At 62.3% G+C, this 12,517-nt stretch carries 10 protein-coding genes; 5 read left to right on the top strand and 5 right to left on the bottom strand.

Annotated elements, in window-relative coordinates:
* Positions 1-64: 64 nt before the first annotated feature.
* Together R2855_17105 and purN are read right to left on the bottom strand one after the other, a co-directional pair.
* Positions 65-1,117, bottom strand: coding sequence for an LLM class flavin-dependent oxidoreductase (locus tag R2855_17105; GenBank protein MEZ4532715.1), 1,053 nt, complete (start codon positions 1,115-1,117; stop codon positions 65-67).
* A gap of 321 nt (positions 1,118-1,438) precedes the next feature.
* On the bottom strand, positions 1,439-2,077 hold the full coding sequence (gene purN / locus R2855_17110) for a phosphoribosylglycinamide formyltransferase (protein MEZ4532716.1): 639 nt from the start codon (positions 2,075-2,077) through the stop codon (positions 1,439-1,441).
* A gap of 137 nt (positions 2,078-2,214) precedes the next feature.
* On the opposite strand from purN, the gene R2855_17115 reads away from it, so the two are divergent.
* Complete coding sequence (locus R2855_17115) at positions 2,215-4,227, top strand: hypothetical protein (protein ID MEZ4532717.1); 2,013 nt, start codon at positions 2,215-2,217, stop codon at positions 4,225-4,227.
* A gap of 67 nt (positions 4,228-4,294) precedes the next feature.
* Here the strand turns inward: R2855_17115 and R2855_17120 are convergent, their stop codons facing one another.
* The 3 genes from R2855_17120 to R2855_17130 all read right to left on the bottom strand — a co-directional run bounded on the left by R2855_17120 (position 4,295) and on the right by R2855_17130 (position 7,980).
* On the bottom strand, positions 4,295-4,537 hold the full coding sequence (locus R2855_17120; GenBank protein MEZ4532718.1) for a ferredoxin family protein: 243 nt from the start codon (positions 4,535-4,537) through the stop codon (positions 4,295-4,297).
* Positions 4,538-4,816: 279 nt separating this feature from the next.
* Positions 4,817-6,958 (bottom strand): tetratricopeptide repeat protein, encoded by a 2,142-nt coding sequence (locus tag R2855_17125; protein ID MEZ4532719.1) that lies wholly within the window; start codon positions 6,956-6,958, stop codon positions 4,817-4,819.
* On the bottom strand, positions 6,955-7,980 hold the full coding sequence (locus R2855_17130) for a threonine/serine dehydratase (GenBank protein MEZ4532720.1): 1,026 nt from the start codon (positions 7,978-7,980) through the stop codon (positions 6,955-6,957). The genes R2855_17125 and R2855_17130 overlap by 4 nt, the downstream gene beginning before the upstream one ends.
* Positions 7,981-8,262: 282 nt before the next feature.
* Here R2855_17130 and pyrF point away from each other — a divergent pair, with 282 nt between their 5' ends.
* The 4 genes from pyrF to R2855_17150 form a co-directional block, all read left to right on the top strand.
* A complete protein-coding gene (gene pyrF / locus R2855_17135; protein ID MEZ4532721.1) occupies positions 8,263-9,108 on the top strand; it encodes an orotidine-5'-phosphate decarboxylase in 846 nt (281 codons plus the stop codon).
* 154 nt (positions 9,109-9,262) lie between these two features.
* Entirely contained in the window at positions 9,263-10,504 is a 1,242-nt protein-coding gene (locus R2855_17140; protein ID MEZ4532722.1) for a L,D-transpeptidase, read from the top strand.
* A gap of 151 nt (positions 10,505-10,655) precedes the next feature.
* Positions 10,656-11,528: an AAA family ATPase gene (locus R2855_17145; protein MEZ4532723.1), complete on the top strand. Its 873-nt coding sequence runs from the start codon at positions 10,656-10,658 to the stop codon at positions 11,526-11,528.
* Between the two features lie 38 nt (positions 11,529-11,566).
* A partial coding sequence (locus R2855_17150; protein MEZ4532724.1) for an IMP dehydrogenase occupies positions 11,567-12,517 on the top strand: 951 nt, incomplete at its 3' end.

The following is a 12,517-nucleotide window of genomic DNA, read 5'->3' on the forward strand; positions in this document are numbered from 1 at the left end:
GCCGGGGCGCATGCGCCTCGGCTCGTTCCGTTTCACGATCTTCGATTCCGTCAGCGGCTTGCGGTCATCCTGCGGGCCGCGCTTCTCTCGGGTGTTGCACACGCGGGGCATCCGCAATCAGCGGGGTAACTTCGTTTGCCAGCAACCCGATCATGTGCGCCAGCCGCTCATCGTTCACACCGGCGGCGTGAATATTGGCCAGGAACACATCGATATCGAGCCGTTCCCGCAATGTGAGCAACTCGCGGGCCACGGTTTCCGGTGATCCAGCGACGAATGACTCGTCCTGGATCATCTGCTCAGCCGCGGCGCGTGCCTTGTCCAGATCGCCTGGCCCGCCGCTGCCGAGCCGATGCAACCGATCCAGGTCTTCTGTCATCCCATCGAGCGCTTCCAGATCGGTCGGAGCGATCGAGAGTTGCCGCATGAGGGCAATCCGGCCAGCTCCGGGCAGATCTAGCTGGCGCTTGGCGCAGCCTGCGCGAAAGGCGGCCACCGTCTGCGCCAACTCGATTCCGCGCTTGAACCCGATTGCCAGGCTCATGCCTCGCATCCCTGCCCACATGGCCGCTTGCGGATCGCGACCGGCAAACCAAAGCGGCGGATACGGCTTCTGCAACGGCAGTGGATGAATCGCAACCTCCCGCACAACAGTGCCGGGACGGTCGAGCGTCACCGCGCCCCCTTCCCAGAGCGCGGTCATGACCGCATATCGCTCCTGAAAGAGCTGCTCCCGCTCGGCCGGGTCGATCCCGATGGCTGCCAACTCTTCGACCCGATGCCCGAGACCGAACCCGACCTCCAACCGTCCGTTGCTCAGTTGGTCGAGTACGGCCACCTCCTCCGCGAGTTGCGCCGGGAGGTGCATGGGCAGTGTGTACGCCAGCACACCGAGACGAATCTGACTCGTTCGCTGGCTGGCCGCAGCGATCCAGGCGGTGGCTGAGGACGCCCGGTATGTCTGCAGGAAATGCCGCTCGGCCGTGAACGCATAGCGCAGACCTGCTCGATCGGCAGTCGAAAGGAGCTTCAGCCGCCGCTCGTAGACCTCGGCGGTGGAGTCGGAATCGGTCGGATCGACCTGATGAATGTCGAAGAGCCCAAGCTCGATGGTCATGTCAGCTTTCCCATTGGCCCAGCGCGCAACCCCTCCAAACGACGAGAGCCGACCCAATTTCTGGGCCGGCTCTCTTCTTCGGGGCATCGCCGCCGGGAACAAACCGTTAGAGGCTTACTCCTGAAGCGGCGATACCCGTACCGTGACTACTCATGGGCATCACCTCCTTCACCCTACGCGGAACGAGATGGATAAACGGCGGGCCAGAGATGCTGTTTCAGCGGTTCCGGCCCGGTGAGATAACAGTATCACCCGATCTGGCAAGCGTCAATTTGCTGAACAAGATTCCAGCAAGCGAGACCCTGCCGGTTTCGCGCAGAGTCAGCTTTCTGGCGTCTGTTCCCTGGCTCCCAGCTTCTCCAGGTAGGCTTCGATAGCCCGTGGATAGAGTTCTTTCTCCGCCTGAAAGACGCGGGCCGCGAGTGCGTGCGCATCGTCGCCTGGGAGAACGGGCACCGCCTGGCGCATGAGGACAGGCCCGGTGTCATAGCCATTGTCGACGAGATGAACGGTGGCGCCGGATTGCCGCTCTCCATGATCGAGCACAGCCTGGTGCACGCGATCGCCATAGAATCCCCGGCCAGCCGCAAAGCTGCATTCCGGCAACAAAGCCGGGTGAATGTTGAGAATGCGGCCCTCCCACTTGGCAGGCACGACCAGCTTTCGCAGAAACCCCGCCAGGATCAGCAGGGTGGGGGCATACGGTTCGACCGTCTCAAAAACCGCGTCACTGTACGCAGCATCGGACTCGAACTCCCGACGCACGATGGTGGCTGCCGGAATCCCCGCTGTTTGCGCGATCTCGAGTCCCCCGGCGTCCCGTTTCGAGCTGACGACCACACCGATTCGCGCTGCCAGCGATCCGTTTTCCGTACGCTCGATCAGATTCGCCAATGTTCGCCCCCCACCGGAGATGAGCACGGCCAACACCGGCTTGGGCTGGTCCACTGGATCGTCCATTGTCGGGGGCATTCCTCTCAGGTGGTTTAGCGCAACGGCGCGATTCTAGCGGGTTCTCGCTAGACGCATCCGGTTCGCTCTTCCATACTTGCCCACAGTTGCCCGATACCCAAACGCCGAGACGGCGATCGAGCGCGATGCACACTGATGACACAACGGCGCCGGTCTCTCCGCATCAACCGGTCGACTCCCAAGCCACCCTGCCCAATCTGTTGCTGGGACGCACACTCGACAAGACCGTCGAGTCGCAACACCGGCGATTGCTTGCTGTCTCGATTCCCAAATCGCTGACCCGCGATGAAGTTGCTCGCGCCGATGAAGCGCTCGATCAGCTCTCGCTGACCTTTTTCTCGCATTCCAATGATTCGCTGGCGAACGCCTTTGCGGCTGCGCTGAGAGCAGTGCAACGTCCAGCAAGAACATCGCTAGTAGCGGATGAACCGTCAGGGTTCGATGGCGGAATAGTCGCCGCGGCGCTGGACGGCCAACGGCTCGTGGTTTCCGCAGCGGATCCTGGGCGCGTCATCGTGCAACAGGGCGAACAGCTTTTCTCCTTCCCACGTCCGGCCGAGGCGGGCGACGAGTTTCTGGATCCAGCCGCCACCATCTTCGAAACCAAGCTCGATCCGGGGGACATCGTGGCGTTGCTCTCCGGCGGGAGCATCGCTGGCCGATCGAAATCGGGACGTCTCTCGCAGGCCGAAGTAGCCGAGATCGCCGGGCCGAAAGGCGCATGGGTCTGGATCGAGCTCGACAATGGGAAAAAGCAGGATGCCCGCCATCGCGCCGGGCTCCTCTCGTCGCCCGCACCTGAAGCGCAGCGAACCTGGAGCACCACGGCGAAACCGGCCGACCCGCTCTGGAGCAAGAGCGGCACGTCCGACGGCGCGATCTTCCAAAAACCACCCGCAATCGATTCGTTGAGCCGGTATCGGACGATGTCCGGCGATTCGTTCTCCCGGAGCGCCCGCACCCGGTTGCCGCGCGGCCGCCCCGCCGCCTGGATCATCGGGGTAGTGCTGCTGGCACTTCTCCTGGCCGGCGCCGGTTTCGCCTATCTCTACAACAACCGCCCGGACGGTGTAACCCTGCCCGATCCCGAAATCGCTTCGCACACGGCGGAGCTGGCTGCGGCGCTTGCCAGCAGCGATCCCGCCGCCATCGAAGCCGCGCTCCCTTCTGCCGAGCGCGCTTTGGCAATCGGCAAACAGGCCGAACTGCCGCAAGAGCAGCTCGCTGTGCTGGAAACCGAAATCATGCAGGCGCATGACCAGCTCGAAGGCGTATTGCGCCTGAATGACGTCCAGCTCGTGGGCCGCATTCCGGACGACATCCTCGACCGCGAGCCGCAGCTTGGCGAAGCGGCTGGCGTGATCTTCTTGCTCGACCCGACCGCGTTCCTTGTCGATCTGGACAGCATGATGATGCTGGAAATGCCGTTCTCGCCGAACTCATCGATCCATACGTTCGACACTCAGACCGCTGCCGATGATGTGGCCGGCGTGGTCGCCAGCGACGGCAGCCGACTCGTGCTGATGGGTTTCGACGGCACCGCCGCGGAAATCGGAGTGACCACCTGGCCGAAGGGTGTCGACCCAACCACTGGGTTGATCAGCGGATTCCAGAACCGGCTCTATCTTCTCGATCAGGAAAGCGGTGAGATCTACGTCGCCGATGGCCAGGACAACATCGCCTATCGCTGGCTCGCGGATACCGAGCCGCCGCTCCAAACAGGCGCGCTCGGTATGGAGATCAATGGCGCGATCCACGTCGTCTATGCCGATGGCCGGCTGGTCAGCATGAGTGCTGGCGAGGTCTACGACCGGCAAGACCTGGGCCGTGCAAGTGGTGAGTTCGAAGTGCTGGCGGTCGATTCCGGCGAAGAGACCGGCGATCTCTATCTTGCGACGCTTGCGGATGGCACCGCGTCACTCCACCTCTTCGACCTGACCGACGGCACGACCACGCAAATCCTGCTCCCGCCGGTAACCGCCGAGGGCGAATCGGTGGAAGATCTCTTCGAGGGAATCGACTCGATGATCGTCAGCGAAGCGCGTGATCAGATCTACTGGATCGCGGACGGCGCGGTCTGGTCAGCCAAGTTGCCAGAAATGCCGGAAGCCGAAGAGCCAGCAACGGACAACGCTTGAGTGTCGTCCCGCAGGTGACAACCGTCACCGAACGGCGCGTTGCCCGTTGCGGCTCTTCATGCATGTTCTACTTCGCGAAGAACGCCTTGTTCTTCAGAATGAACGCTTGCCATTGCTCGGGTACATCATCTTCGAAAAAGATCGCCTCTACCGGGCAAACCTCAGCGCAAACGCCGCAATCGATGCATTCATCAGGATTGATGAAGTACTGCTCGGCATCGTCCGTTGAGTGAATGCAGTCGACTGGGCAAACCTCGACGCACGACGCGTCCTTGGTGCCAATGCACGGCTGCGTGATGACGTACGCCATCTCTCATCCTCCTCCCGCAACGGGAGCACAAATAGGCTGTGCGCTGGGTCTGCTCTTGCAACGAAGACGCTCGTCGGCGACGAACTTGCAGACTCGACCAGTATACGCATGCCGCGATAGTTGAAAAAAGGTGCACATCGGTCGGATTTCACCGAGCCGTCCCGAAACAGGGACAAGCCTCCCACGCTTCTTCGGTTTGCCCAGAAAAGCGAACCGCGCCAACGACATGCGTCGTCAGCGCGCTTCCTTGTTCCTTTCGGTCAGCGACCCGCCGGGCCCCTAGCGCGGCGGAAGCGAGGCATCCCCGTAGTACTGCTCGTCTCGATACGGCTGGTACTCATAGCCTCTGGGAAACCCCCGGCTGACGCCCGATTGGCGATCGTCCCAGACATCATGCTCTGCCGGTGTCGCCACAACGCTGCCACCGGCGCGGATGATTGCTTCCTCGATGCTGTCGGCCAGGTCGTTGCCGGTCGGGCCCATGTCGGCCACGAGATCGGCGGCCCGGTAGAGATGATCGAGCCCCTCGTTGCGATGCCCGTCGGCACTCAGAAGGATGCCGAGGTTCAGCCGCACAACGGCTTCGCGATAGACATCGCCTTGCTGCTGAGAGAGCGTCAACGCGCGCCGGTACGTCGTCGCAGCGGCAGGATCGCCAACCGCATGCTGCGCGGCGGCGAGATGAAGCAGGAGCTGATTGGTCAGCCGGGGCTTGTTGATCGAGTCGGCCAAATCGACAGCGGAGTAGTAATGCTCGAGGGCTTTCGGCCAATCGCGCTGCTGCTGCGCCACCTTGCCAAGCCGGCCTTGCAGCTTGGCGCCCTCTACCCGGTCTCCCGACTCGGTCGCGAGTTGCAACGCCTGGCTGTAAAGAGCGTTGGCTTGCGCGTACTGTTGGGCCCGCAAGGCAACCCCGCCCAATGCGCTGTTCAGCCGAATCTGGCGTTCGCGGTCGTTGAGCCGGCGCGCCAAATCGAGCGCGCGGTGATAGCACTCACGCGAACGCGGAAGCTGGGCGGAGTCGTCGAAGATCTCGCCCATCAGGGTGAGCAGGTCGATCTGAAGGGGCACATCGTCGATCCGCCGGGCAATCGTGAGGCTCTCCCCGAGCGCGGCAATCGCATCCTTCGGCTGATCGAACTTGAAGAGCGCCTGCCCAATGCTTGCGAGCCATTCGGCCTGCTTCGGCAGGTCGCCAACCTCTTTGGCGATCTCGTTGGCTTCCATCAGGTTTTCCAACGCGTCTGCTGGCCGGTCGAGCTGGGTGTAAGCGACGCCCAGTCCACCCAGAATGCGCTGGTCCAGCATCGGATCGTCGAGCGATCGGGCAAGCTGCTGCGCGCGGCCATAGGCTTCGGCGGCGCGTTGCGGTTTGTTCAGCTCCATCAGGGTCGCGCCGAGCCGCACGCCCCAGCGAGCTGCCACCGGGCGATTGCCCATCCGCTCCTCCAGGAGCAGGAGGTCGGTTTGCCGCTTTGCGACACCAACCAGGTTCCCTTGCTGGCGATAGGCTTCGACCAACGCCTGCAGGCACTCGGCTTCCACCGAGAGGTCGCCGATTTCACGAGCAATGTCGACCCCATGCTCCAGTTGCGTGATGACTTCATCGACGCGGCCGGCTTTCGCCAGTGTTTCCGCCAACGAGAGGGTCAAGCGTGACTGCAGGCCCAGGTCGGGCGTGAGCATGGCGGCATCGAGCGCTTCCTTCTGAAGCTGAATCGATGTCTCGACATCGGTGCGATCGTCGATCAACTCGATCTGCCGGTCGAGCGCCTCAGCCACACCACGGTGGTAATCGAGTCGGGTGGCGGAACGAGAAGCGCGCCGGTAATAGGTCTGCGCTCCAGCGGCGTCACCTTCCCGGCGCAGAATATCGCCAAGCATGAGCGCCGAATCCACTTCCGCGATGGTGTCGGTCGATTCGTCTCCGATGTCCATCTGCTGCTGGAAGATGGCGCGGGCACGGTCGAACTCATCGGCATCGAGAGCACGCACGCCCAGCCGCGAAAGTGTGGCCCGGCCTCCCCGGGCGTACCCGGCCCGTTGCGCGATCGTGTAGGCATCGCGCAGCAGTTGCTCGCGTTCACGGCTGGGATCGTCTGCTGGCAGAAACGAATCGAGCCGCAGCGCCGAATCGACGATCTGCCGGTCGAAACCCTTGGCGCGCGCGGCAGCATGCGTCAACCGGGCGAGCACCAGCGCGTATTCCGGATAGTCCTGCGCGCTTTCGACGATTGCTTCGTCGAGCAAGCGAAAATCCTCGTCAGAAAGGTTATCGAGGATGGCGGGGTGGCGCACTTCGTTGAGAGCGCCTTGCATCGACCGGCTGCGCTCGACAACCTCGCGTGCAATCTGAAAGATTGCCTCGCAGTTGCCTTCGCTCCTCGACCGGCCTCCGATCAGCTTTCCGATTCGTGTCACCAGGCTCGCTCCTCGTCCAGCGCTCGTGCCAGTATTCCGGCTTCGAGGTTGCCGCCTGAGACGACAACCGCCACTTTCTTTCCTCGTAGTTCGGTACGCTTGGCGTATGCGGCCGCGAACGCCGCTGAACCGGCTCCTTCGGCCAGAACTCGCGCCTGTTCCAGCAGTGTCAGGATGGAACGGCGCAAATCCGCATCCGAAATCAACACAATACTATCAAGACCTTCACGTAAGATGCGCAGCGGCAGGGAGAACGCTTGGCGAGTTGCCATTCCTTCCGCGAACGTATCGATCGTTTCGTACGACAACAACTCGTTGCGCTGCCAGGAATCGTGGAATGCCGGGGCGCCTGCCGCTTGCGCGCCGATGACCCGGAGATCGGGATTGATCCCCTTGCCTGCGATCACCGCTCCGCACGCGCCACTGCCGGCCCCAATCGGCACGATCAATGCATCCAGGTCAGGAACGGCCTCCATGATCTCCAGTGAATACGTTCCGACGCCCGCGATCAGGTCGGGTTCGTTCGCCGAATGGATGTAGAGCAGGCCCTCTTCGTCCTGCAAGCGGGCTGCATGCATCCGGGCGTCATCGAAGTCTCGTCCGTGCCGAACGACTTCGGCGCCCATCCGCTCCATCGATGCGGCTTTGATGGGATTCACGTTCTCTGGCACGCAGATCACAACCCGCACGCCAAACAGCCGGCCTGCATAGGCAATCGATTGCCCGTGGTTGCCGGTCGATGCCGAAACCACGCCCCGCGCTTTCTGTTCGGCCGACAGCTTGCTGATCAGATAGATCCCGCCACGAATCTTGAACGCGCCGATCGGCTGCAAGTTTTCCAGCTTGAGCCAGAGATCGAACCCGAGTTTCGTGGAAAGCGCTTCTGAATAAAGAAGAGGCGTCGGATCGAGATAGGTGTCTACGACCTTGCGAGCCTTGAATACATCTTGCAACGTAGGTGGCTCGAGCTGCGAGCCCTCGATCGTCGCATGCGGGTCGCCCGCGGCGGCGGTACCAGCCATCCTTCCCTCCGACCGGTATGGTGCAGCGATGCGAACGCGCCAGGACGCTCATCGCCACAACTGTGCTGGGGTGCATACTGAACTCGCTCGCATCGCATCGAGCGCGAGACCCATCCGAACCGGATGCCGTCTCCCGCCTCAGCCAGCGATGCCAACCGAGCCCTCGGGTTCGACCAGTCTAGCACAGCAACTTCGGCGCTCAAGTGCATTTTGTACGTTATCATCGAATGTCGTATGCGGCGCGCGCGGGGAGAAGAGGAATTGAACGCAAACGAATCCAGCATGACGATAACCGCCGCGCTCCCCTTCTCAGAAAAGGTCGCCACCGCCTCGCAGTCGCGCGATTCGCTGCTCTGTGTCGGGCTCGATCCAACTGTCGAACGAATGCCGTCGTCGGTCACGCGGGGCCGCTCCAACCGCGACGCCATCATCGAGTTCAACAAATCGATCATCGAGTCGACCGTTGAGTTTGCCACCGCCTTCAAGCCCCAACTGGCAATGTACATGCAATACGGTCCCGAGGGATACGAAGCGTTGCTGGAAACACGCGCGCTGATTCCGGACGACACGCCATGCATCCTCGACTGCAAGATCGGCGACATCTCGACCACGATGGAGCCCTATGCGCGCGCGTATCTGGACAGCGCCAACTTCGACGCCATTACCGTCAACCCCTATATGGGGAGCGAATGCTTGCAACCAGTGTTCGATCGGCCGGGCAAGGGTGTCTTCCTCCTTTGCAAGACCAGCAACCCCGGCAGCGGCGAGATTCAGAATCTCGAGCTCGCGACTGGGCAACCGCTGTTCGCCGAGATCGCCTCGAAGGTCGTGGAATGGAACACATCGTCCGCCGCATCACTTGGCCTCGTCGTCGGCGCCACCTATCCTGCCGAGCTGATCGAGGTTCGCAGCGTTGCCCCGAATCTGCTCATCCTGGTGCCGGGTATCGGCTCGCAAGCAGGTGACCTCGCCGCGGCAGTCGATGCCGGCCTGGACGACCGTGGCGGCGGATTGCTGATCAACTCGGCGCGGAGCATCACGTATGCCTCCTCCGGCGACGACTTTGCCCAGGCTGCCGCGCGGGCCGCGCGCACGTTGCGCGATCAGATCAATGCCATTCGCGGATAGCGAACGTACGGGTTTTCCGCACTTCGTCGTAGTCATCGCTACGAGCCACGTGCTAGCCTTCTTACGAAAGGGAAGCGGCTCGTGATTGCGGCTTCCTCGAGCCCGTGTCCCGATGAGCGTGAACTCGCACAGGATGAACCAGAGGAATTTCGGTATGAAGCGATTGCTGTCCCTCGCGGCCGTCGCCCTGACGCTTGCGATCGTCGGGGGCGCGTTCTCGCCTGCGGTCCAGCCGGCTGCTGCCTCGAATACCATCGACCAATTCGCCAATGTCGAGTTGCCACCCGATCTTGGGCAGGCGTCGTTCCAGGTGTATGTGCCGGAGACCGGCCATACGCTGCGCGGTTACTTCCTCGACTACTGGCGCGCCAACGGCGGAAAGGCAATCTACGGCAATCCCATCTCCGAACCCTTCGCGTCCTCGGATGGACTCTATAGCCAGGCATTCGAGAACGGTGTCTTCCAGTTCCGCCTGGAATTGGTGTGGACCGATGCTCCGTCGGTGACGCTCATGAGCCTGGGCGATCGGAAACTGGACGACCGGCTCGACACCTTCCGCAACGACGGCCGCCGGGGCGGTGGTGGCGGTGATCGCCGCACGTCGTCCTGGAAGGGTGTCTCGCCCGACGGAGCAACCGCAACCGCGGCCATTGCCAACGGCGGAGTTTGGAACGAAATCACCGGCAACACGATCTCGGGCGAGTTCTACAGCTGGTACGCGCAGAACGAGGGTCCTTACTACCTCGGCAATCCCATCAGCCAACCTGTGCGTGACCGCGGGTTGCTCGTGCAGTATTTCGACGGCGGCATCCTGATGCAGGACAGCACCGGAGCGGTCAAGCTTGCCCCGCTTGGGCGTGAAATGGCCGGTCAGGTAGGCATCGACACGTCGTCAGTCGATGGATCCGGTCTCCCCACCTATGACGAATCGCTCTTCTACGAGATCATCAATCCAAACCCGATGGGCGACATGTCCGCTACTGGCAAGAAATGGATCGAAATCAACATTTCCGAACAGCGGCTGTACGCGTACCAGGGCAACACGCTCGTCTCGACGACACTGGTGAGCACCGGCATCGAGCCGAATCACACCGAGCAAGGCGTCTTCCATGTGCGCTACAAGCTCGAGAAGACCGATATGGCCGGCATCACCGATTCCAGCGGACAGGTGATTGCGCTGGGTGAAGGCGAAGGGCAGGTCGGCACGCCGTATGACGTGAAAGACGTGCCGCATGTCATGTACTTCAACTACGACGCGGAAGCGTTGCATGGCGCCTATTGGCACAACAACTTCGGCACGCCGATGAGCCATGGCTGTGTCAATTTGCCGCTCGACATGGCGACGTTCCTCTTCGACTGGGCTCCCCTCGGGACCATGGTCTGGGTTCACGCCTGACGAAAGACACGCAGACCGGGACCTGTTCCTGGGCAACCTGCGCAAAACATCGCATGGGCGGCATTGTTGCCGCCCATTTCTGGTGCTACCATCGTTCGATTGACACGCTCGATGGAGAGCGTCCCCGTTCTCCACATCACCCGGAGCGTTCTTGGAGTCAGCAGCCACCCAGCCTCATACCAGCGCCCCTCCGCTGACGATCGCGCTTGCAAATCAGAAAGGCGGCGTTGGCAAGACCACGTCTGCCGTGAACATCGCTGTCGAACTGTCGCGCCGAAACGCCCGCGTGCTGTTGGTGGATGTCGATCCCCAGGGGAATGCGTCGTCGTCCCTTGGGCTCGACAAGCGCGAACTCGATGTCACGGTCTATGACCTGCTGATCGAACGAGCCACCCTGGACGCCGTGGTCGTGCGCGACATCCGCCCCTCACTCGATTTGATCCCTGCCAGCGGTTCGCTCGCTGGTGCGGAAGTGGAGTTGGTCGAGTTTGCCGATCGGGCGACCCGGCTGCGGACCGCGCTTTCCAGCGCCGCCCACCGGTACGATGTCGTGGTGATCGACTCTCCCCCCTCGCTCGGCTTTCTGACGGTCAATGCGCTTTGCGCAGCCCAGCATGTGATCGTTCCTATCCAGTGCGAGTACCTGGCGCTGGAGGGTCTCGGTCAGTTGATTGGCACCATCGATCTGGTCAAAAAGCAGCTCAATCCCGAGCTCGATCTCACCGGCGTTCTCATGACGATGTACGACGCCCGCACCCGCTTGTCCGCGCAAGTCGTCGAAGAGGTGCGGCGCTATTTCCCGCAGCGCACCTTTGCCACCGTCGTGCCGCGCTCGGTTCGGCTGGCGGAGGCGCCCAGCTTTGGGCAGTCGATCGCCGAATACGATGCCGCATCACGCGGCGCTGCCGCCTATCGCGCTGTTGTCGATGAGCTCTCCGCCCGGCTCGCCCTTGGGCTCACCGCACCTGAATCAACGTTTTTACCTAACCCATCCGATCAATACGCCGCCCAACCGATGTCCTGAGAAGCCATCATCGCCAATCGAGGAGGAGTCCCAACACGATGAGCATCACCGAAGAATCCATGGCCGCCAAGACCAGCAACGGACTCTCCACGTTTCAAAGCGCGCCGTTCGAGCTCGAGCTGTCCAACGGCGCCATGCGGGCAGACAAGTTCGCCGGTCTCGGACTGACGTTCGACGACGTACTGCTCCTGCCGGCCGCATCCGATGTCGTCCCCGCCAATGTCAACACGAGCACTACGATCGCTCCCGGCATTGTGCTGAACGTGCCCATCTTGTCCTCCGCGATGGACACGGTCACCGAAGGGCGGCTCGCCATTGCATTGGCGCGTGAAGGCGGCATCGGCATCATCCACCGCAATCTCTCGATCGAAGATCAGGTGCTCGAGGTCGACAAGGTCAAGCGGTCGGAATCTGGCATGATCGTCGAGCCGGTCACTCTCCCGCCCGACGCCCGGGTGGCGGACGCATTGGCGGTCATGGAGCGCTATCACATTTCCGGTGTGCCGATCACCGAGGAAGAGGGACGGCTGGTGGGCATCCTCACCAACCGTGACCTTCGCTTCGTGCAGGACGTCGAGCAGCCGGTCAGCAACCTCATGACGAGCGAAGGGCTGGTCACCGCTCCCACGGGCACAACGCTCGACGAAGCCAGCGCCATCCTCCACCGGCAAAAGGTCGAGAAGCTACCCGTCGTGGACGAGCACGGTTTCCTGACCGGACTCATCACGGTGAAGGACATTCAGAAGAAGATCCAGTTCCCCAACGCCACCAAGGACGCTTCTGGGCGGTTGCGCGTCGGTGCGGCGGTGGGCGTGGGCGGTGATGCGCTGGAGCGCGCGGTTGCGTTGGCCGAGGAAGGCGTCGACCTGCTCGTCGTCGACACCGCGCATGGTCATTCGCGCGGTGTGCTCGAAGCGGTATCGACACTGAAGCGCCGTCTGAGCCTGCCGATCATGGCAGGCAATGTCACCACCGCGGCCGCGGTGGAG

It is taken from the genome of Thermomicrobiales bacterium (assembly GCA_041390825.1).
In the GTDB taxonomy this organism is placed as follows: domain Bacteria; phylum Chloroflexota; class Chloroflexia; order Thermomicrobiales; family UBA6265; genus JAMLHN01.